The following is a 21,023-nucleotide window of genomic DNA, read 5'->3' on the forward strand; positions in this document are numbered from 1 at the left end:
TAACCAACAGCCCTGAGTGACCGGTCTGGAGCAAGCAGATCGAAAAGCTGTATGACAGCAGTCAGTCTCAAGCCGCCACCCACTTATTGCCCCGCTGCCAGATTCAAGCGCGACGGCGCGCTGACGATGAACACCAAGGTGTTCACCGCCAGGACCGATCGACAGCACCGCCATGCACACCCCGATCATCGCGGCCGAGGTATGCAGGATGGGGGCGCCGTCCCCGACTCCGTCATGAACGGGTCTCACCTGTGCCGGCTGGCCAGAGGAAAACCGCCTTCGTCGGCTGGCCGTGCTTGACGACTACCTTCTCGTGCAGCGTCTTGCCCGCCAGCGTTGCATCGACAACGTAGGGCCCCGGCGCCAGCTTGACCAGCAGGAACGGTCCGTCCGAGGTGGCCTCCAGGGCGGCATGCCCCTTGGCGTCGCGCACCACCACTTTCACGTTGGCCGCGAAGACGTCGCGCTGCTTGTCCTTTACGGCGAACTCGAGCGTCAACGGCCATTGCTTGCTGGCGCGTTCGATCGCTGTGGACTCAACCTTGCCGATGCCGCCGCTCAGGTACTCGACGTCGCCACTCTTGTGCACGGGCGGCAGAGCGATCGCGGTCTGTGCGACGGCACCGCCCATCGTCAGCGCGCCCAGGGTCGCTGCCATGGCGGCCTTATGGATCAGGGTTTTCATCTCTAATCTCCTGGTGGAGTCATGGAACAGCGAATCAACGCAGTGCGCTGCTCCGGGCACTGCCGTGCGGGCCGTCGATCAGCTGACACGCACCGGTACGAAGACCTCCTGCAGCAAGCGGTTGTGCTCTTGAATCTACGACAGGTACCTCATCGATCAGAACGTCATCCAGTCGCCATATGGCATGCGCCTATCCTCTACACCGCACACGCCGGGAATATTCTCTGCAGCGATGCGCGCGGCCTGCTTGTCGGCCTCGCGCTGGAACGCGCCAACATAGCTCACGACACCGTGGTGCACAAAGACGTTGGACCAATTCCCGGACCACCAGGATTGCCTGCCTAGCTCCTCGAGCAATCGCACCCGGATTGCCTCGTCGTCCATCCGTTGCGGGGACGGCGCCCTCAGGGCCGTTCTTGCCGCGAGTGCGCGCACCAGATCGGCCCGTGTCACGAGGCCGGCCAGTTGTCCATCGCGCAGCACGGGTACGCGCCGGATGTGACGCGCCTCGAAGATAGCGGCGATCCGGGCGACCGGCGCGTCCTCCGGTACCGAGACCACTTCATGGTTCATGACATCCCTGGCGTGCCCGCCATGGGACTTGACGTACGCAACTGGCGCTGGATCGGTCTGGCTGAGCCGCTGCCACCAGGTACGATACGCCACCCGGCCATCTGTGCCGATCTCGTGGCGATGCAGCAGGTCTCCATCGCCGACCACACCGACAACCCTGCCTTCGTCGACGACCAGGACACCGCTGATGCGATGTTCCAGCAGGAGCGCGACAATGTCCTGCAAACCCGTGTCGGGAGTAACGGTAATGACGGGTGCCGTCATGATTTCTTTTGCTTTCATGGCTCAACTCCTTTCGCATTGTGGCGCGGGAAGCACCGTTCGATGAGCAGCTCGCGCAGCATGATGGCGTGGCTGTGCAGGGAATCGCGCGCGTCGCAGAGCAGGGTTGACTTTCCCCGGCGGCGCAGATCGTCGAGCAGCTGAAGCAGGTCGTCGCGTTGTGCGAGTTCAACGCGGTACTTCCGTGCAAACGCCTCCCATCGGCTCGGGTCATGTCCATACCACCGGCGCAAGGTACTGCTTGGAGCCACGTCCTTGAGCCAGAGGTCCATGACCAGTTGCTGCTTCGCAAGGCCTCGTGGCCAGAGCCGGTCGACGAGGACGCGCATGCCGTCGCCCACCGATGCGCTTTCGCGGGCGCGCTTCACCGCAACAGCACGGTGCGCCCGGCCCAGATCCCCGGAGCCGGGCGATGCGGCAGGGTCGATGAGCGGCGATGCGTGCATGGCGCTTTCTCCGCTGCTCATGCATCCGCGACGACGCGTCGTCCATCGACGAGTCCATCGGGTATCGGGTACGGTGGAATCCGCCAACGTGGAGACGTTGCCCGGGTCGCTCGACATGGTGTTGCTCCTGCGCCAGGGCCCGGACTGCCATGCCGGCCGCTCCTGACGAAATCATCTTGCACGCCATTTTCAAGAAAGTAAAACGACTTTTATTTTGATTTAAGTGCAATAATTTTGCATACATTCAACCCGTCGGCCATGGATATCAACCTCGCCCGGACTTTTCTCGAAATCGTGGAGACGCGCAGTTTCCTGCGCGCCGCCGAGCGCCTGCATGTGACCCAGACCTCGGTCAGCGCACGCGTTCGCACGCTCGAAGAACTGCTGGGCCGCAAGCTCTTCGTTCGCAACAAGGCCGGCGCCGTGCTCACGCCGGCAGGCGAGCAATTCCTGCCCCACGCGACCACACTGCTGCAGGTCTGGGAGCGCGCACGCCATCAGGTGGCGGTGCCCGCGGGGCGCCGCGCCGTCCTTGCGGTCGGATGCGAGATCAGCCTCTGGGATCCGCTGCTGCTGCAATGGCTGCTGTGGATGCGCGCCGCAGCCCCTCACCTGGCCATTCGAACGGAGGTCGGATTCCCGCAGGATCTGCTCGCCAAGGTAGCAGCCGGCGTGCTCGACCTTGCCATCGTCTACGCCCCGCAGCAGCGGCCCGGCCTGCAGGTCGAACTCCTCATCGCGGAAAAGCTCGTAATGGTCACTACGTCCAGGCGCAGCCGAGCGCCGCGCCCGACGGACTACGTCTATGTCGACTGGGGCCCGGAGTTCGCGGTACAGCACGCCCTCGCGTTTCCCGAACTGTCGAATGCCGGTGTCACGGCCGGACTGGGTCCGCTCGGACGTGAATACCTTCTGGCCGCCGGCGGCACCGGATATTTCCGGCTCGATGTGGTTCGCAGCCATCTGGAATCGGGACATTTGCACCGGGTGCCCGGCGCGCCAGAGTTCCTCTATCCGGCCTACGCTGTCTACGCAGCGGGAGCTGATCCCAAGCTTGTGAATCCGGCCCTGGCAGGCTTCCGGCAGGTGGCGCATCCCCGGCCCCAGACCTCGACGAATGCGGCCCCACGAGACAAGAAGGCATCGCGCTGATCGGCGCCGGCGAGTCCTCCATGACACAAGCCGGGTGTCGCGCCCCACCCGGCGCGACTTGCTCAACCGCTTGGCTTCGTCGTCCACAGAGGGCCCGCACCAGATCCGACCCGATGACGATGCTCACCAGGCCATGTCGCCGGGGGTGGTGCCTATGATGCGATCGGGCGTCACCCCGTAATGAGTTTTAAGGCGGCGCCCTCCGGATTCGTCATGGATAGCCGGATTTATTGTCTGTGTGCGGACAATTTATGTTTGTTGAATTGCGCTGAAGCCTGACCCAATGGGTCAGATTTCAACGGAATCCAACACATCGGGGCATTTCCATCCTCGCGCTGACTGGCAACTCGGATGAGCTTGATGTCAAAACCGCCCTGAGGGCTGGTATGAATGGCTGCATCCTGAAGTCCGGCGACATGAAGTTGCTGCAAGGCAAAATCCTGGAAGTTCTGACGGCAACAGCGCAGCGTCAGAGTAGTTTGACGCCATGAAGCATCCCCATCGGCAATGGCCGCTGGTCATATCGCCGCTGCCACAGCATCCATGCGCGGGGGCGGTCGGCGCGCGCGGCGGAGATTGGCGACAATAGGCCATCCACGACTTCCCCACCCTATCCACTCATGCGACTCCTCCACACCATGCTGCGCGTTGGCAATCTTCAGCGCTCCATCGACTTCTACACCCAGGTGCTTGGCATGAAGCTGCTGCGCACTTCGGAGAACCCCCAATACAAGTACAGCCTGGCCTTTGTCGGCTATGAAGGCAATCCGGCGCAGGCCGAGATTGAGCTGACCTACAACTGGGGCACCGAAAGCTATGAGCTGGGCACCGCCTATGGCCACATTGCGCTGGGCGTGCCTGATGTCTATGCGGCCTGCGAAAAAATCAAGGCGGCGGGCGGCAATGTCACGCGCGAAGCCGGTCCGGTCAAGGGCGGCAAGACGGTGATTGCCTTTGTGACCGACCCGGACGGCTACAAGATTGAATTGATCCAGCGCGCAGAAGATGGCGGTGGCGCTGGCTTGCGCTAAGGCTTACAGCGTTTGCTATTGTTTCAATAGCTGCTTGCACCCATTCCTACTGGGCTGGAAGCCGATTTCACTCATAACCTTCCAGGTTTGAGCGCTCCCCGGCTCAAGCAGCCTGCCGCTGTAGCAAGCAGGCCTGCTGCGCCAGCGCGGTCACCTGGGCCCAATCGCCACGCGCCAGCGCCTCAGCGGGCGTGAGCCAGGAGCCGCCGACGCAGGCCACGTTGGGCAAGGCCAGAAACTCGGCCGCATTGGCCATGGACACACCGCCCGTGGGGCAAAACCTCACGTCGCCAAACGGCCCACCCCAGGCCTTGAGCATGGCCGGACCGCCGGCCTGCATGGCGGGGAAAAACTTCAGTTCCGTGAGGCCGTCTTCCTGCGCCATCATGATTTCGCTGCCGGTGGCCACGCCGGGCAGCAAGGCCAGGCCGACATCGCGACAGGCCTGGCCCACCGCGTGGGTGTAGCCCGGGCTGACCGCGAAACGGGCGCCGGCCATGGCGCAGGCCTGCGCGTCGGCGGCGCTGCGCACCGTGCCGGCGCCGACCACGGCCTCGGGGACGTCACGCGCAATCGCTTCAATACAGGCCAGCGCCTGCGGCGTGCGCAGGGTGACCTCCAGCATGCGGATGCCGCCCGCCACGAGAGCGCGCGCCAGCGACACAGCCTGGCTGACATCGCTCAGCACAATCACCGGAATCACGGGGGCGTCCCGCATCACTTGCAAGGCGGTCAATTTGCCGCTGACGTCCAGATTTACATCCACGATAAAGCTCCTTCTTCAGCCGTCAGCGCGCGCTCGCGCATGCCGGCAAACAATCCCCGTCCCATGCCAATGCCGTTGCGCTGGCGCAATTCGGCCGGCATGACATCCAATGGTCGCGCAGCCCATTCGGCCTGCGCGACCAACACCTGCAACTCGCCCGTGAGCGCGTCCACGCGGATCAGGTCACCATCGCGGACCTTGGCCAGCGGGCCGCCCGCGGCGGCCTCCGGCGACACATGAATGGCGGCCGGCACCTTGCCCGAGGCGCCGCTCATGCGGCCATCGGTCACCAGTGCCACCTTGAAGCCCTTGCCCTGCAACACCGCCAGCGGCGGCGTGAGCTTGTGCAGCTCCGGCATGCCGTTGGCCTGCGGGCCTTGCCAGCGCACCACGCACACCACATCGCATTCCAGCTCGCCGGCACTGAAGGCCAGCTGCAAGTCCTCCTGCGAATCGAAAACGCGGGCGGGCGCTTCGACCACATGCCGGTCATCGGGCACGGCAGACACCTTGATCACGCTGCGGCCCAGATTGCCCTGCAGCAGCTTGAGCCCGCCGGTGGGGCTGAACGGATGGGCGACGGGACGCACAATGGTTTCGTCTTTGGAGTCGCCCGCGTCATGCCAGGCCAGCGACGCGCCAGCCAGCGCCGGCTCACGCGTGTAGTCGCGAATGCCGCCTTCACGCACCGTCAGCACGTCTTCGTGCATGAAACCGGCGTCCAGCAATTCACGAATCACCAGCCCGGTGCCGCCCGCGGCCTGGAACTGGTTCACGTCGGCGCTGCCGTTGGGATAGACATGCGTCAGCAAGGGCACGACATCGGACAGGGCCGAAAAATCATTCCAGTCAATCACGATGCCCGCCGAATGCGCCACCGCCACCCAGTGAATCAGGTGGTTGGTGGAGCCGCCGGTGGCCAGCAGGGCCACCATGGCATTGACGATGGCCCGCTCATCCACGATCTGCCCAATCGGCGCAAAACGCCTGGACTTGATGATGCCCAGCACGGTGCGCGTTGCCTCGCGCGTGAGCTCGTCGCGCAACGCGCCGCCGGGCGCCACAAAGGCGGTGCCGGGCACATGCAGGCCCATGGCCTCGAGCAGCATCTGGTTGCTGTTGGCCGTGCCGTAAAACGTGCAGGTACCGGGGCTGTGATAGGACTTGAGCTCGGCCTCGAGCAAGCCTTCGCGCCCCACCAGCCCCTGGGCGGCCTGTTCGCGCACCCTGGCTTTTTCCTTGTTGGCCATGCCTGAGGGCATGGGTCCGGCCGGTACAAACACCGTAGGCAGATGGCCGAACTGCAGCGCGCCAATCAGCAGGCCCGGCACGATCTTGTCGCACACGCCCAGCATCAGCGCCGCATCGAACATGTCGTGCGACAGCGCCACCGCCGTGCCCATGGCGATCACATCCCGGCTGAACAGGCTCAGTTCCATGCCGCTGGTGCCCTGCGTGACGCCGTCGCACATGGCGGGCACACCGCCTGCCACTTGCGCCGTGGCGCCATGCTTGCGGGCTTCGTCCTTGATCAGCGCGGGATAGCTTTGCAGCGGGGTGTGCGCCGACAGCATGTCGTTGTAGGCCGTGACGATGCCGATGTTGGGCGCGCGCTCGGTCACCACCTTGAAGCGGTCATCCAGCGGCATGCCGGCCACCGCATGCGCCAGGTTGGCGCAGCCCATGCGGTCCATGCTGGGCGCGCGCGTCAGATCGGCCTGCAATTGGGCCAGGTAGGCGCTGCGCGTGGGACGGCTGCGCTCGGCAATGCGGGCCGTGATGTCTGAAACTGCAGAGTGAAGAGCCATGGGTACACCTTATTGCCAGGAGCGGCATGTAACTTTATTACCGACCTTATGGTAACTGGTAACGGATGCATTTTCCTGCCGCATGGTTACTGAGCGGTTACCAAAATCGGCACTCCACTCTTGTGGCGCCCAAACGGGCCGCAGCGGTAAAAGCCTGCCCCGACACTTTGGCCGGAACAGGCCATGCCGTCGCGGCGCTTATTGCAGCCTGATTTCCACGCGCCGTGCTTCAGCGCTGTTGCCACTGTCAGCCATCTGCTCGGGCTTTTTGAGTTCGATCTGCTGCTCGGCAACGCCCGCCGCCATCAGCGCCTCGCGCACCGCCACCGCACGCTGCTTGGCCAGCGCCGCATTTTGGGCGGCGTTGCCGGTAGCGTCATGAAAACCCGAGATCACCAGCTTGCGGCCCGACCTGGCGGCTTTGATCAGATCGACCAGCGCTTCGCCAGCGCCCGCGGCAAGGTCGGCCTTGCCGGAGGCGAAGTAGAACTTCACCACGCCCTGCTCGACCTTGACGCTGGCCGCATCCGAAGCGGCCTGCGCGATTTGAGCGGCGCTCACGGGCGCCTCTGCGGGCGCCGCACTGGCCGGCTGGGAAGGCAAAACCGCAGGGACAACGGCGACGCCGGGCGCGGTGGAAACGACGCGGGAGTGACGCAGTTGGTAAACACCAAAGGCGAGAACGCCCATCACGATAAACGCGACCAGGCCAAAAACGAGCGTCAAGGCCAGACGCTGCTGACCATCATTGTCCTGAGAAAACATCGCCCGACTCCTGTCATGAAAACTCAGCGCATTGTAAAGTGCGGCTGTGGAAAATTCAGTCAACCCGGACCCTTCTTCCCTGCGCAATCCAGCCCATATGCTGGAGGCGGTCGAGCGCGAGTGGGGCGGCCAAAGCGATCTGTGGATTTTTGCCTATGCCTCGCTGATCTGGCGGCCCGAATTCGACTTTGCGGAAGAACGCTTTGCCACCCTTCACGGCTACCACCGCGCGCTGAAGATGTGGAGCCGCGTCAACCGCGGCACGCCCGAATGCCCCGGCCTGGTGTTCGGCCTGCTGCCCGGCGGCAGCTGCAAGGGCCTGGTCTTTCGCATCCCGCGGCACCGCGTGGCCGCCGCCCTGCCCGCCTTGTGGGACAGGGAAATGCCCAACGGCGTGTATGACCCGAAATGGTTGCGCTGCCGGACGGCGTCAGGCCAGGCCAAGGCAGACGTGAAAGCGCTGGCCTTCACGCTGTCAAAGCGCAGCCCCAGCCATACCGGCGTGCTCAGCGAAGACCGGTACCGGCAGATTTTTTCAGACTCCTGCGGACGCTACGGCACGACCCGCGATTACGCCCAGCTGACCTACGACAAACTGCGCACCCTGGGCATTGAGGATCACGCACTGGGTAAGCTGCTCGCGCTGGTCAGCGACTAAACAGCATTTCCGCGCGACGCAGGTCGTCCAGCGTGTCAATGTCGGTCACGGTGCCAACGTCATCGGTCGCCACAAACGCTACTGAATTGATAGCCTCCTGCGCCCGTACTATCTGGGCTGCACCCTGATTTCCCTTTAAAAGCAGGAGCGCTGGGGCGCATGCCGCCGAAAACCGCACCGGATGCCCGCGCTGGCCCTGGTACAGCGGCACCGTGACCGCACTAGGCGGCGCCAGGGCGATGGTACGCAGGGTTTCGCTACGGATGAGGGGCAAATCGGCCGGCAGAATTAACCAGCCTGCAGCATCTCTTGTGGCCCTGACGCCGGCCGCGATGGAATCCCCCATGCCAGGGTTTGCGGCGGCGGGCAGCACCACATGGTGCGGCAAACCGCTGGCCTGCACGGCATCCAGCACATGGTCGAGCACGCGCTTGCCGGCCAGCAGGGCCTGGAGTTTGTGCACGGTGCCGCCCGACGCGGCAAAGCGCTCGCCGCGGCCGGCGGCCAGAACAATCACCACGGGAAGACCCGACTGAGGCATGAAGGAATGATCCGGTAAGGGGATGGTGAAGGCGCAGGGGGCGTGATTTCTGCGCTTCAATCTCTATACTCGCAAGTATGTCAGAGCACCTCTCCTCCTCCATCGCCGACCTCCGCAAAAGCTATGAGCGCGCCGAGCTCAATGAAGATGCCTCGCAGGCCGATCCCTTGAAGCAGTTCGAGCAGTGGCTGGACGAAGCCATCGCGGCGCAGCTACCGGAACCGAACGCCATGACGCTGGCCACCGTGGCCAGCAACCTGCGCCCGTCCACCCGCATCGTGCTGGTCAAGGGCTTCGATGAACGCGGCATTGTGTGGTTTACCAACTACGACAGCCGCAAGGGTCGGGAACTCGCCGGCAACCCCTATGCGGCGCTGCAGTTCCACTGGGTGGAGCTGGAACGCGTGGTGCGCATCGAAGGCGTGGTGGAAAAAGTCTCGGCCGAAGAAAGCGATGCCTACTACAACAGCCGGCCGCTGGACTCCCGCATTGGCGCCTGGGCCAGCCCGCAAAGCGAAGTGATCACCAGCCGCAGCGTGCTGGTGGCCAATGCGGCCAAGTACGGCGCGAAATTTTTATTGCAGCCGCCGCGCCCACCGCATTGGGGGGGTTACCGCCTCAAGCCCGACAACTGGCAGTTCTGGCAGGGCCGCAAAAGCCGCTTGCATGACCGGCTGCGCTATACGCTGCAGGCCGACGCCAGCTGGTTGCGCGAGCGCCTGGCGCCCTAAGCAGCCAGCGGCCCCAGCCGCGTTATGGCCTGGTGACTAACCGCCTCGAGCTGTTCGGCGCTCACCTGGTCCGGGGCAATTTCAGCCAGCGGCACCAGCACAAACGCCCGCTGCGTCATGCGCGGGTGCGGCAGCGTGAGGCGCGCGGAGTCCATCCGGGCGCTGCCATACAAAAGCAAATCCAGATCCAGGGTGCGCGGCGCATTGCGGTAAGGCCTTTCGCGCCCGGCTTGCTGCTCCAGTTGCTGCAACTGGTCCAGCAGCGCGGGCGCGCTCAGGCCGGTTTCCAGCGCCACTACGGCATTGAAATAGTCGGCCCCCGGCGCCCGAAGCTCGCTGCCTGAATCGGTGTCCAATGGCGCGGTTTTATAAAGACTCGACGCTTGCCGGACCTGCGTGAGCGGCAACTGCTGCATGGCCCTGAGCGCCTGCCGCAGCGCCGCCACGGCATCGCCCAGATTGGCCCCCAGGGCAACGTAGGCGCTCACCCAGCCGGGATGGCTGGCGGCGTCAGGCGCAGGCTCGCCCTTGTGCATGACCGTTACCCGCCTCAGGCGTTGGATGCATCCGGCGAAGGCTGGTCGCCCGCGCCTTCTGCCGCGGCGCGGTTCACGGGTTTACGGCGCCGGCGGCGCTTTTTGGCCGGGGCCGCCTCGCCAGTCTCTGCAGAGTTCTCGGCCAGTTCATGCGTGGTGCGCACAGCCGGTGAACGGCCGGCCTCCGCATCCGTCCGCTTCACGCGAACCCGGGCTTGCTGCGGTTTTTGCAATTGCGCCTGGCGCACCGCTTCGATCATGGCATGACGTTCATCGTCATAGGCGGTGCTGAATTTTTCCCACCACTCGGCCAGCTCGGTATCCACCTCACCGGTCTGCGCACGCAGGCGCAGGAAGTCAAAGCCGGCACGAAAGCGCGGCTGCTCCAGCAGCGAGTACGGCGCGCTGCCCACGCGCTTTTCAAAGCGCGGCTGCATGGTCCAGATCTCGCGCATGTCGGTGCCCAGCTTGCCGCGGCCCGAGACATCGCCAATCTTGGCGTTGAAGGCATCGTCAATGGCATCCTGCAGCGCCGGCATGAGATGCTCGCCGCGCTTTCTGCGCTGCTCCCAGCCGGTGCGCACATCGGACCACAGCACGCAGGACAGCAAAAAGCTGGGCGCCACCGGCTTGCCCTCGCCAACGCGGCGGTCGGTGTCTTTCAGCGCGAGGTTCAGGAAGGGCTCGTGGGCAGCGTCCACCACCACGTCGAGCAGCGGGTAAATGCCGGTGCCCAGGCCCAGGGTCTTGAGCTGCTCGATGCTGGCCAGCGCATGGCCGGTTTGCAGCAGCTTGAGCATTTCATCAAACAGGCGCGACTGCGGCACGTCGGCCAGCAGGCCGCGCATCTCGCGCAGCGGGGCGGCGGTTTTCTCTTCAAACTGGAAGCCCAACGCGCTGAGCTTGGCGCCAAAGCGCACGGCGCGGATGATGCGCACCGGGTCTTCACGGTAACGCACGGCCGGGTTGCCAATCATGCGGATGATTTTTTTCTTGGCGTCGCGTATGCCGTGGTGGTAGTCGACCACGATCTGCGTTTCCGGGTCGTAGTACATCGCATTGATGGTGAAGTCGCGGCGCGCGGCGTCTTCTTCCATCGGACCCCAGACGTTGTCGCGCAGCACCCGGCCCGACGCATCGACGGCATGCTTCATGCCGGCGAGCTCGCTCTTGCTGGTGCGCTCGTTGCCGCCCACCTGGCTTGCCTGGCTGCTGTCCAGATGGGCACGGAAGGTCGAGACCTCGATGACCTCATGCTCGCGGCCGCGGCCATAAATCACGTGGACGATGCGAAAGCGCCGGCCAATGATGAAGGCCCGGCGGAACAGGGACTTGACCTGCTCGGGCGTGGCATCGGTGGCCACATCGAAGTCCTTGGGGCGCAGGCCGACCAGCAGGTCGCGCACGGCGCCGCCCACGATGTAGGCCTCAAAGCCGGCCTGCTTGAGGGTGTGCACCACATCCATGGCGCGCTCATCGACCAGTTGGGGGTCGATCCCGTGTTCCTTGTGGCCTATGTCCTGGCGTTTGCCGAAGGGTGATTTTTTGGCCCGTTTGGAGCCGGACTCCGTGCTGTCTGATTTGCCAAACAGCTTGTCGATAAATTTTTTGATCATGATCTTCTGAAACTATGCGGGACAGACCGCGCCGCCCCCGCCCGATGAACACGGGAAGGCCGCCGCTGTGTGGCAAAAAGCGCTGTCCCCAGCTGGCTAAAACAGGTCAAGTATGCGCCATCCGCGCTCGGTGGCCAGCGCACGCAGGCGCTCGTCCGGGTTGGTGGCGACCGGATGCGTGGCTTTTTCGAGCAGCGCCAGGTCGTTCATGGAGTCGGTGTAAAAGGTGGTTTCCACATCGTCCCAGCTCAAGCCGCGGGCCGCCAGCCATTGTTCCATGCGCGTGACCTTGCCCTCGCGGGCCGAAGGCGTACCCCTGATTTCACCGGTGAGATTGCCCTGGGCGTCCCGCTCAAGCTCCACCGCAATCAGCTCGCTGACGCCAAAGGCCTGGGCAATCGGCCGGGTCACGAACTCATTGGTGGCGGTGACTATCACCAGCTCATCACCGGCCGCGCGGTGCTGTTCGACCAGCGCCCGCGCCTGCCTTGTGATGGTTTTCAGCACCACTTCGCCCATGAATCGGGCGTGAGCAGCTATCGAATTGGTAGCACCCTGCTCGCGTATGGCTTGCGTGGCGAACCGCACATAGTCGTGAATATCGAGCGTTCCGGCCCGGTAATGGGCAAAAAATTCGGCGTTGCGGCGCTTGAATTCGGTGGCGTCGCACCAGCCCAGCGCGATGGTGAACTCACCCCACTCATAGTCCGAATCGATAGGAATCAGGGTGTGGTCAAGATCGAACAAGGCCAGCCTGGTACGAGCCGCCCCGGCTTTTTCCGCCTGCCCCGCACCCGCTTTGTCAGCATTCACCTGAACTGTCATTCACTCTCCAACATGGATTTAAGCAGCGGGACCGTGATGGCCCGCTTGGTCTGCAGGGCATAGCCGTCCAGCTTGTCCAGCAACTGCATGAGGCTTCCGAGGTCGCGCGAAAAGCGCGTCAGCATGAAGTCCATGACCTCGTCGCTCAGAAACACGCCGCGCGCCTCGGCCTCGCCGCGCAACACGGCGCGGCGCTCCGGATCGCTCAGGGCCTGCAGCGCGAACACATGGCCCCAGCCCAGGCGGGTGCGCAGGTCTTCGCGCAGGGGCAGATCGGCAGGCGGCACATCGCCAGCCGCCAGCACCCAGCGCGGGTGGCCATCGTCGGTGCTCAGCGCATTGACAAACCAGTTGAAGGCGGCCCGCTGCTGCACCGCCGTGTAGAGGTGGCAGTCGTCCAGAATCACCACGGACCAGGCCTCGTTGAACTCGGGCGGCTCCAGCATGGAGGCATCCATCCAGCCGCTCAAGGCCCCCTGCGCGCGCAAGGCTTCGGCGACCGCCTTGAGCAAATGGGTCTTGCCGCTGGCCGATTCGCCCCAGAGATAGGTCGGCACCGGCGAGCGCAGCGGGTTGCCGGCCCAAAGTTCAAGGTGCCTGACCGCCGCCTCGTTCGGCCCGCTGAAGAAATTGGCAAACGTGGGGTCGGATGCCAGCCCGATATCCAGTGCGAGTTGTTTCATGCCTGTCTCTGCCTCCTCACCCCTGGTACAGCCGGCTGGCCATATAGCTGGCCCGCAGACGGCGAATGCCGACCAGCAGCACCGCGCTGGCGGGCAAGGCAATCAGCACGCCGAGAAAACCAAACAGCTGGCCGAAGGCCAGCAGCGCAAAAATCGCGGCCAGCGGATGCAGGCCGATGCGCTCGCCCACCAGCCGCGGGGTCAGGTAAAAACTCTCGCCCAGCTGCCCGGCGCCATAGACACCGGCGACCACCAGCAGGCCGTACAGGCTGCCGAATTGCAGCACCCCGGCCAAAAGCGCCAGAATCAGGCCCAGGCCAAAGCCCAGATAGGGAATGAAGAAGGCCAGGCCGGTGAACACGCCGACCGGCACGGCCAGGTCAAATCCGAACAGCGTCAGCGCCACACTGAAATAGACCGCCAGCACCCCCATCACCAGCAGTTGGCCGTGCAGGTACTGGCCGAGCACCGAATCGGCCTCCTCCATGAAGCTGTCAAACAGGGCGCGCAGTTTAGGCGGCACGAGTTCCATCAGCATGGCCACAAAACGGTCCCAGTCCTTGAGCAGGAAAAACAGCGCCACCGGAATCAGCACCACATTGCCGACGATGGCCAGCGCCACGCTGCCGCCCAGCTTGAGCGAGGACATGACCGAGCCGAAAGCCTCCTCGAAATTGGCATTGAGGTACTTGACGACAAAGACCTTGATGCTGGCGACGTCCAGCGACACCTTGAGGCCGAACTGCGCCAGCCAGGGCCCGAGCTTATGGTTGAGCCGGTCGGCCAGCAGCGGCAGCTGTTCGCGCAGCAAAGGCAGTTCCTTGGCGAAAATCGGCACCACCAGCAGCAAAATGGACAGCAAGATCAGCACGAACAGCGTTTCAACGATCAGGACGGCCAGCACGCGCGGCATTCTGCCCCGGCCCAGCGCATCCAGCTTGTCCACCACCGGTGTCAGTGCATAGGCCAGCACGGCCGCCACGGCAAAGGGCGTCAGTACCGGCCCCAGAGACCACAGCGCCAGCATCACCAGCGCGGCGATCAGACACCAGGCGGCGGTGCTTTTTTGGGTAGAAGTAAATTGCATACAGCCTTGGGTGAGCTTGCCGGAGTCAACCCGGAACAGGCCCCAGGGGTGGAGCCTTTAGAATCTAAGGTTGAATTCTATCGGGCTTGCAGGGCTGCTCCAGACCGCAAGCGGCCCGATAGAGCGCCGCCCAACGCCCTCACCGCACCCCATCGCATAAAAGCCCCGACACCATGACCACCTCTTCCTCCACTCCCCTGAGCTACAAAGACGCCGGCGTCGACATCGACGCGGGCGACGCCCTGGTTGAACGCATCAAGCCGCTGGCCAGGAAAACCATGCGCGAAGGCGTGCTGGCCGGCATTGGCGGCTTTGGCGCCCTGTTTGAGGTGCCCAAGCGCTACCAGGAACCGGTGCTGGTCAGCGGCACCGACGGCGTGGGCACCAAGCTGCGCCTGGCCTTCGAATGGAATATGCACGACACCGTGGGCATAGACCTGGTGGCCATGAGCGTCAACGACGTGCTGGTGCAGGGCGCCGAGCCGCTGTTTTTCCTCGACTATTTCGCCTGCGGCAAGCTGCATGTGGACACCGCCGCGGCCGTGGTCGGCGGCATTGCCAAGGGCTGTGAATTGAGCGGCTGCGCGCTGATAGGCGGCGAAACCGCCGAAATGCCCGGCATGTACCCCGAGGGCGAATACGACCTGGCCGGCTTTGCCGTCGGCGCGGTCGAAAAGTCCAAAATCCTGACCGGCAAGGATGTCAAGCCGGGCGACGTGGTGCTGGGCCTGGCCAGCAGCGGCGTGCATTCCAATGGTTTCAGCCTGGTGCGCAAGTGCATTGAGCGGGCCGGCGCCACACTCCCCGCCACCCTGGATGGCAAGCCCTTCAAAGAGGCCCTGATGGAGCCGACCCGCCTGTACGTCAAGAACGTGCTGGCAGCGCTGGCCGCTCACCCGATCAAGGCGCTGGCCCACATCACCGGCGGCGGCCTGCTGGAAAACATCCCCCGCGTGCTGCCGGAGGGCATGGCGGCCCAGCTCAAGAAGGGCAGCTGGCCGCAGACCGAGCTGTTTGCCTGGCTGCAAAAAACCGCCGCTATTTCCGACTTCGAGATGAACCGCACCTTCAACAACGGCATCGGCATGGTGGTGGTGGTGGATGCCGCCAGCGCCCAGGCCACGGCGCAGACCCTGAGCGCCGCCGGCGAGCAGGTTTACGAAATCGGCGTGATTGCCGCGCGGGGCGAAGGCGCCGCCGTCATCGTCGGCTGACCCGCCTGATGCCATGGCGGACCGGCAAGCCCCTGCGGTAAGGCCCATGGCTGAAAACGCCGGCCGCGCGCAGCGCCTTCCGGCCGCCATCTGGGCGCTGGGCTTTGTCAGCCTGCTGATGGACATCTCTTCCGAGATGATCCACAGCCTGCTGCCGGTCTTCATGGTCACGGTGCTGGGCACCAGCCTGTGGGCCGTCGGCCTGATCGAAGGCTTTGCCGAGGCCACGGCCCTCATCGTCAAGGTGTTCTCGGGCGTGCTCAGCGACTACTGGGGCAAGCGCAAGCCCCTGGCGGTGCTGGGCTACGGCCTGGGCGCCGCCTCCAAGCCCCTGTTTGCCCTCGCAACGAGCACCGGCCTGGTGCTCGCCGCCCGGGTGATAGACCGCGTCGGCAAAGGCCTGCGCGGCGCCCCGCGCGATGCGCTGGTGGCCGACCTGGCACCGCCCGGCATGCGCGGCGCGGCGTTCGGGCTGCGCCAGTCGCTGGACACCGTGGGCGCTTTCGTCGGGCCATTGGTCGCCATGGGCCTGATGCTGCTCTGGGCCAATGACTTTCGCGCCATTTTCTGGGTCGCCATCATTCCCGGCTTCCTGGCCGTAGCCCTGCTGCTGTTCGGCGTGCGCGAACCCGCGCACGCCAGGCAAGCACCGCGACTCAACCCGATCAGCAAGGACAATCTGAAGCGTCTGAGCGGGCCGTACTGGCGGGTGGTTGCCATAGGCGCTGTGTTCACGCTGGCCCGCTTCAGCGAAGCGTTTTTACTGCTGCGCGCGCTGCAGGGCGGCCTGCCGGTCGCCTACACGCCGCTGGTGCTGATCGCCATGAACGTGGTCTATGCCCTGGGCGCCTACCCCTTTGGCAAGCTGTCGGACCGGCTCAGCCACACCACGCTGCTGGCGTGGGGCCTGGTCGTGCTGATTGGCGCCGACGGGCTGCTGGCCGCCGGCAGCCACTGGACCTGGGTCTGGGCCGGCATCGCGCTGTGGGGCTTGCATATGGCCATGACCCAGGGGCTGCTGGCCACCATGGTGACCAACGCCGCCCCGCCGGACCTGCGCGGCACGGCCTTTGGTTTCTTCAACCTGGTGAGCGGCCTGGCCATGCTGCTGGCGAGCACGCTGGCCGGGGTGCTCTGGGACCAGCTGGGCGCGCCGGTGACCTTTGCCGCAGGCGCCGCCTTCAGCGGGGTGGCGCTGCTGCTGCTGTGGTGGTGTCGCGGCTCGCGCCTTGAGCGCCCTCAATCCACCGCCTGAACGCCCCTCGCAGGCCAAGGCCCGGCAACCCGGACCACACCGGCGGGCCGCGTTTCGCTACAACAACAATAGCTGATAGTGCCCGTATTTATTGGGCTAGAGTCGTTTTTTATTGATTTTTTTGAAGCCGGTGCCGGCATGTGAATGCCCGGAGCCGGAGGACGACATCGCGCTCGTCCATCCGGTCCATCCGCACAGAGACTCTTCAGTGCTTGCCCTGGCGCAGCTGCGCCAGGCGCTCGGCCACGGCATCGATGTCCAGGGCGTCCTCGGCATGCGCCAGGTAGGTCTCCAGGTCAGCAGCGGCGTGCGTCACCTCGCCCTGCGCCGCCCAGGCCAGGCCCCGGTCGCGGTATTCGGGCCAGGCGTCGGGCTGCAGCACGATCAGCCGGTCCAGCACCGCAATCAGGCGCGGCCAGTCTTCCTGGGTTTTATGAATGTCCTTCAGGTTGCGCAGCATGCGGCAGATGATGTCGCGCGGCTGCGCCGACTGCAGGTACAGGCCCATGGGCACCTCAAACTCATCGGGCAGATTGCTGTGCTGCCGGAACGGCTCCAGCCGCTCGGCCAGCTCCTCGCGGCTCAGGGACTGGCCGCTGAACGGGTCAATCACCACCTGGCCCCTGGGCAGGTTGACCTTGACCATGAAATGCCCCGGAAAGGCCACGCCGCGCGCGTTCAGGCCCAGCCCCAGGGCCAGTTCCAGCCACAGCACCGCCAGCGTGATGGGAATGCCGCGGCGCGTGCGCAGCACCGCGTTCAGGTAGCTGTTGTCAGGGTCGTAGTAGTCATTGACGTTGCCGCCAAAGCTCAGGTCGTGAAAAAAGAACTGGTTCAGCACACGCAGGCGCTGCAGGGCGGGCGCGTCGGCGGGCAAACGCCGCTTGAGGCGGGCCAGCAGCTGGTCCACATCGCCGAGCACCTGCTCCACGTCGAGGTCGGGATATTCGTCCTGGGCCAGGCTGACAGCGGCTTCCAGCAGCGGAAAATGCTCATCGCTTTGCACCAGGCTGGAGAAATACTGCAACGGGGACGGAACGGCAAGATTTAATTGCATGACGCTACTTTCTCACAAACCGGCGGGCAGTGCGAGTCAAGGAATGCCCTCGCTCAGGCCACCCACTCAGGGGGCGCACGAAACGCCCGGCTCAACGCCGCACCAGCTGGCGCAATTTCAGTCCGGAGAGCCGGAGTGCTACAAAATAAATAGCCGCTGACGCAAACAAAACAAGGGCTAGCAGCCCAATTCTTTGCATGTACAGGCTCTTCAGGCCGGTCCAGCTGACGCTCCCTGCGGCCCACAGCAAAAACACCGCCAGCAGCGCGCTGGCCGCCAGCACCTGCAGCGCAAACATGCCCCAGCCGGGCGCGGGGGTGTAGCTGCCGCGCCGCATCAGCCCGACCAGCAGGCACAGCGCGTTGATCAGTGCGCCAATGCCGATCGCCAGCGCCAGCCCGGCGTGCTGGAAGTAAGGCACCAGCGCCAGGTTCAGCAGCTGCGTGATGACCAGCACCAGCACGGCAATGCGCACCGGCGTCTTGATGTCCTGGCTGGCGTAAAAGCCCGGCGCCAGCACCTTGATGGCGACCAGGCCCAGCAGGCCGGCGCCATAACCCATCAGCGCGGTCGTGGTCTGCTGCACATCGCGGTCGGAAAAAGCGCCGTAGTGATACAGCGTGGCCACCAGCGGCCGGGCAAAGGTCAGCAGCGCCACGGCGCAGGGCACGGCCAGCAACACGACGATGCGCAGGCCCCAATCCAGCATGGCCGAGTATCTGGCGGCGTCGCCAGCCCCCTTGGCGGCCGCCAGCTGCGGCATCAGCACCACGCCGATGGCCACACCCAGCATGGCCGTCGGGAACTCCATCAGGCGGTCGGCATAGGTAAGCCAGCTGACGCTGCCGGGCGTGAGGTGCGAGGCGATCTGGGTGTTGATCAGCAGGGAAATTTGCGACACGCTCACGCCCAGCAAGGCAGGAACCATCAGTTTTACTATGTTTTTAGTAGCTGGATCCGCCCATGCTGCCTGGATCAAGGCCCAATTCCACCCAATTTTTGGCAACAGGCCCAGGTGCCGCAAGGCCGGCACCTGGACCGCCAGCTGCAGGAAGCCGCCCAGCATCACGCCCCCGCCCAGGGCGTATACCGGCTCAATGCCGTGGGCCTTGAACCAGGGCGCGCCCAGCCAGGCCGCGCCAATCATGGCCAGATTCAGCAGCACCGGCGTGGCCGCCGGCACGGCAAAGCGCCGCCAGGTATTGAGCACGCCGGACGACAGCGCCACCAGCGACATGAAGCCGATGTAGGGGAACATCCAGCGCGTCATGAACACCGCCGCCTCATAGCCACGCGCCTGCTGCAGGCCGCTGGCCATGGCCCAGACCAGCAGCGGGGCCGCCGCCACGCCCAGCACGCAGGTCAGCAGCAGCGTCCAGGTCAGCAGCGTCGCCACCCGGTCAACCAGCAGCCGGGTCTCGGCCTCGCCGTTTTTGGCCTTGCTGGCGGCCAGCACCGGCACAAAGGCCTGGCTGAACGCACCCTCGGCAAACAGCCGGCGGAACAGGTTGGGAATGCGGAATGCCACGTTGAAGGCATCGGTCATGGCGCTGGCGCCAAAAGTCGATGCAATCAGCAGTTCCCGCACCAAGCCGGTGATTCGGGAGACCAATGTGAGCAGGGAAACGGTGGAGGCGGATTTGAAAAGTGACACGGCAGGAGTTTATGCGCTAGCGCGAAACCCTCCGGCAAAGCTCTCCAGGAAACCCTGCGTGAGTGACTAGTCGCGAGGGCGCGCCGCGACGGGTTATGCAGAAATCCCCCCGGCACGATGAGGCCCGAAGGCGTCATGGCGGCGTCACAGTTTCGAAAGAAACTTACAAAAACACGCCAAACCGAAAGCATTCACATGACTCCTTTAGCCCTTTCACGCCGCCTCACGCTTGTTGCGTTTTCTGTTCTCGCCTTGGGCTTGACGCCAGCCGCACGCAGCGCCGATCAGATGCAGGCCGGCGCAGGGAACGCGCGGGCCATGCAGCTGGCGCAAGGCTCGCCATTGGTCACCTCGTCCATGCAGATGTTGCGCGATCGACTGCCTGAGCTGAAGTCTGTGCCGCTGCGCCGGCACATCACCGAGTTGCTCGATCATGAAAAAGCATGTGTCCGCCATCGCGCCGGATTGAATGCAGACGACAAGGCACGCATTCTTGACGAACTGGCGGCCGCCGGGCTGGTTGACAAAACCGAAGCCGAGAACATTCAGGGAGGGCTGATGGCCGGGGTGTTTCCTCCCGTCGGCGCCGATGGCAGTGCGTGTCCACGCATGCCGCAAGGCTTTTTTTCGGCGCCTGGCGGCGCCACTGGCGGCCACCATTCAGAGCCCGGTGGGTTACCCGTGCATGAGGCGTTCAATGATCTGAGTGCGATTGCCTTGGCGCGCAACTATCGCCTTGTTTACGGCACGCTTGGCGCCAACGGGCTGCCAGTGGTCACGCGTAATTACCGGGCTCCCCTCAAGTCACGTCACGAAGCATTTGCAATCGATGGGGACATCGTGATCGGTGCGCCGATTTGGCACGATTGGGCCAAAACCATCGTGTTTCAATGGAACGCAGACGGCACCGAATTCACAGAGCTCAATTTCGGCGGAAACGGACAGACGGACAACAACGGCGCAACAGGAAACTCCAAGACCGGCGCACACCACATTCTCGGCATCGCCGAGGCCATGAAGCGCGGACTGCCGCCTGATTTCGTCACCACCGTCGCGTCGGCTCATTCGGTGCCCACTTACGGGAGTGAATACAAGGTCGTGAACTGGTTGCGGGCGGCAGCCATCATCGCGCAGATTGACCCCTATGCGAAAGGCTATCTGCGGCGCGATGACAAGGGCGCGCCGCGCCTCAGCGCCGTCCGCAAGCTTGGCGATATTGATCTGAACGCAGCGCCGGGCACACAGCCGAACACACTGGTTGAATACGTACTGCACAATCTTTCAGACGCCGATTATGTTTTCACCGGCCCTGCAGCTGCCACGGTGGCGCTGGTTCTGGCCAACGTGGCACCCGAGTACGGCTATGACAGCACGGCGCCTGACTATTTGTTCAAATTTCGCCACACCGCCCTGACTTACCTGTCGGCGGAGCGGCTGCACATCGTGTACAGCAATGGAGGACTGGACGCTGTCCGTGCCGAGCTGAATAAACTTCGCAAGCTGAAACTTATTTAGCTTTAGCCCGGCTTGTTTCGTCAGTAAATATGTTTTCCCCTGCACCACGGCACCCCGATACACGGGTGCAGGATCCTGGGTTGTCGTATAATGTTTGGCTTTGCTGCAACATCCACAGACTCCTCCCCAGGATTAAAGGAACT

Annotated in this window: 22 protein-coding genes; 7 read left to right on the forward strand and 15 right to left on the reverse strand. The window is 64.3% G+C overall.

The annotated features are described in order from the left end of the window. Positions 1–232: 232 nt before the first annotated feature. The 3 genes from PJE01S_RS04140 to PJE01S_RS04150 form a co-directional block, all read right to left on the reverse strand. Positions 233–685, reverse strand: a complete 453-nt coding sequence (locus PJE01S_RS04140) for a hypothetical protein (protein ID WP_068831856.1) — start codon at positions 683–685, stop codon at positions 233–235. 156 nt (positions 686–841) lie between these two features. Then, positions 842–1,540, reverse strand: coding sequence for a CBS domain-containing protein (locus PJE01S_RS04145; protein ID WP_068831857.1), 699 nt, complete (start codon positions 1,538–1,540; stop codon positions 842–844). Then, positions 1,537–2,103 (reverse strand): DUF488 domain-containing protein, encoded by a 567-nt coding sequence (locus PJE01S_RS04150; protein ID WP_245660596.1) that lies wholly within the window; start codon positions 2,101–2,103, stop codon positions 1,537–1,539. The genes PJE01S_RS04145 and PJE01S_RS04150 overlap by 4 nt, the downstream gene beginning before the upstream one ends. 141 nt (positions 2,104–2,244) lie before the next feature. Here PJE01S_RS04150 and PJE01S_RS04155 point away from each other — a divergent pair, with 141 nt between their 5' ends. Then, positions 2,245–3,138 carry a LysR family transcriptional regulator gene (locus tag PJE01S_RS04155; RefSeq protein WP_068831858.1) on the forward strand — a complete coding sequence of 298 codons (894 nt, stop codon included), beginning with the start codon at positions 2,245–2,247 and terminating at the stop codon, positions 3,136–3,138. Between the two features lie 227 nt (positions 3,139–3,365). Here PJE01S_RS04155 and PJE01S_RS25705 read toward each other — a convergent pair whose 3' ends face one another. Continuing rightward, positions 3,366–3,569, reverse strand: a complete 204-nt coding sequence (locus tag PJE01S_RS25705) for a hypothetical protein (protein WP_218017491.1) — start codon at positions 3,567–3,569, stop codon at positions 3,366–3,368. 189 nt (positions 3,570–3,758) lie between these two features. Between PJE01S_RS25705 and gloA the strand changes: the two genes are divergently transcribed. Next, a complete protein-coding gene (gene gloA, locus PJE01S_RS04160; RefSeq protein WP_068831859.1) occupies positions 3,759–4,169 on the forward strand; it encodes a lactoylglutathione lyase in 411 nt (136 codons plus the stop codon). Between the two features lie 103 nt (positions 4,170–4,272). On the opposite strand, the gene eda is transcribed toward gloA, so the two are convergent. The 3 genes from eda to PJE01S_RS04175 all read right to left on the reverse strand — a co-directional run bounded on the left by eda (position 4,273) and on the right by PJE01S_RS04175 (position 7,508). After that, positions 4,273–4,935: a bifunctional 4-hydroxy-2-oxoglutarate aldolase/2-dehydro-3-deoxy-phosphogluconate aldolase gene (gene eda / locus PJE01S_RS04165; protein ID WP_281178553.1), complete on the reverse strand. Its 663-nt coding sequence runs from the start codon at positions 4,933–4,935 to the stop codon at positions 4,273–4,275. Continuing rightward, on the reverse strand, positions 4,926–6,743 hold the full coding sequence (gene edd / locus PJE01S_RS04170) for a phosphogluconate dehydratase (RefSeq protein ID WP_068831860.1): 1,818 nt from the start codon (positions 6,741–6,743) through the stop codon (positions 4,926–4,928). The genes eda and edd overlap by 10 nt, the downstream gene beginning before the upstream one ends. 198 nt (positions 6,744–6,941) lie before the next feature. After that, positions 6,942–7,508: an OmpA family protein gene (locus PJE01S_RS04175; RefSeq protein ID WP_068831861.1), complete on the reverse strand. Its 567-nt coding sequence runs from the start codon at positions 7,506–7,508 to the stop codon at positions 6,942–6,944. A 97-nt stretch (positions 7,509–7,605) separates the two neighbouring features. Here PJE01S_RS04175 and PJE01S_RS04180 point away from each other — a divergent pair, with 97 nt between their 5' ends. Beyond that, the gene (locus PJE01S_RS04180; protein ID WP_068831862.1) at positions 7,606–8,166 is read left to right on the forward strand and encodes a gamma-glutamylcyclotransferase; all 561 of its coding nucleotides are present in this window, start codon (positions 7,606–7,608) and stop codon (positions 8,164–8,166) included. Here the strand turns inward: PJE01S_RS04180 and PJE01S_RS04185 are convergent. Continuing rightward, a complete protein-coding gene (locus tag PJE01S_RS04185) occupies positions 8,156–8,707 on the reverse strand; it encodes a nucleotidyltransferase family protein (protein WP_068831863.1) in 552 nt (183 codons plus the stop codon). The two genes, PJE01S_RS04180 and PJE01S_RS04185, sit on opposite strands and share 11 nt — an antisense overlap. A 77-nt stretch (positions 8,708–8,784) precedes the next feature. On the opposite strand from PJE01S_RS04185, the gene pdxH reads away from it, so the two are divergent. After that, positions 8,785–9,438: a pyridoxamine 5'-phosphate oxidase gene (pdxH, locus tag PJE01S_RS04190; RefSeq protein ID WP_068831864.1), complete on the forward strand. Its 654-nt coding sequence runs from the start codon at positions 8,785–8,787 to the stop codon at positions 9,436–9,438. On the opposite strand, the gene folK is transcribed toward pdxH, so the two are convergent. The 5 genes from folK to PJE01S_RS04215 form a co-directional block, all read right to left on the reverse strand. After that, complete coding sequence (gene folK / locus PJE01S_RS04195; protein ID WP_068831865.1) at positions 9,435–9,974, reverse strand: 2-amino-4-hydroxy-6-hydroxymethyldihydropteridine diphosphokinase; 540 nt, start codon at positions 9,972–9,974, stop codon at positions 9,435–9,437. The genes pdxH and folK overlap by 4 nt on opposite strands. 14 nt (positions 9,975–9,988) lie before the next feature. Beyond that, positions 9,989–11,590, reverse strand: coding sequence for a polynucleotide adenylyltransferase PcnB (pcnB, locus tag PJE01S_RS04200; protein WP_068831866.1), 1,602 nt, complete (start codon positions 11,588–11,590; stop codon positions 9,989–9,991). A 96-nt stretch (positions 11,591–11,686) separates the two neighbouring features. Then, a complete protein-coding gene (locus PJE01S_RS04205; protein WP_084389345.1) occupies positions 11,687–12,415 on the reverse strand; it encodes an HAD family hydrolase in 729 nt (242 codons plus the stop codon). Next, positions 12,412–13,098 carry a DnaA regulatory inactivator Hda gene (gene hda / locus PJE01S_RS04210; protein WP_068831867.1) on the reverse strand — a complete coding sequence of 229 codons (687 nt, stop codon included), beginning with the start codon at positions 13,096–13,098 and terminating at the stop codon, positions 12,412–12,414. Before hda ends, PJE01S_RS04205 begins: the two co-directional genes overlap by 4 nt. Positions 13,099–13,114: 16 nt before the next feature. Continuing rightward, positions 13,115–14,185: an AI-2E family transporter gene (locus PJE01S_RS04215; protein ID WP_068831868.1), complete on the reverse strand. Its 1,071-nt coding sequence runs from the start codon at positions 14,183–14,185 to the stop codon at positions 13,115–13,117. A gap of 173 nt (positions 14,186–14,358) precedes the next feature. Between PJE01S_RS04215 and purM the strand changes: the two genes are divergently transcribed. Continuing rightward, positions 14,359–15,399 carry a phosphoribosylformylglycinamidine cyclo-ligase gene (gene purM, locus PJE01S_RS04220; RefSeq protein WP_068831869.1) on the forward strand — a complete coding sequence of 347 codons (1,041 nt, stop codon included), beginning with the start codon at positions 14,359–14,361 and terminating at the stop codon, positions 15,397–15,399. A 46-nt stretch (positions 15,400–15,445) separates the two neighbouring features. After that, a complete protein-coding gene (locus PJE01S_RS04225) occupies positions 15,446–16,654 on the forward strand; it encodes an MFS transporter (RefSeq protein ID WP_068831870.1) in 1,209 nt (402 codons plus the stop codon). Positions 16,655–16,859: 205 nt separating this feature from the next. On the opposite strand, the gene PJE01S_RS04230 is transcribed toward PJE01S_RS04225, so the two are convergent. Beyond that, complete coding sequence (locus PJE01S_RS04230) at positions 16,860–17,711, reverse strand: SirB1 family protein (RefSeq protein WP_068831871.1); 852 nt, start codon at positions 17,709–17,711, stop codon at positions 16,860–16,862. A 91-nt stretch (positions 17,712–17,802) separates the two neighbouring features. Continuing rightward, a complete protein-coding gene (gene murJ, locus PJE01S_RS04235; RefSeq protein ID WP_068831872.1) occupies positions 17,803–19,365 on the reverse strand; it encodes a murein biosynthesis integral membrane protein MurJ in 1,563 nt (520 codons plus the stop codon). A 195-nt stretch (positions 19,366–19,560) separates the two neighbouring features. On the opposite strand from murJ, the gene PJE01S_RS04240 reads away from it, so the two are divergent. Next, positions 19,561–20,880: a hypothetical protein gene (locus tag PJE01S_RS04240; protein ID WP_157090216.1), complete on the forward strand. Its 1,320-nt coding sequence runs from the start codon at positions 19,561–19,563 to the stop codon at positions 20,878–20,880. Positions 20,881–21,023 lie beyond the last annotated feature (143 nt).

The sequence above is a fragment of the Polaromonas jejuensis NBRC 106434 genome, assembly GCF_001598235.1.
GTDB lineage: Bacteria > Pseudomonadota > Gammaproteobacteria > Burkholderiales > Burkholderiaceae_C > Polaromonas > Polaromonas jejuensis.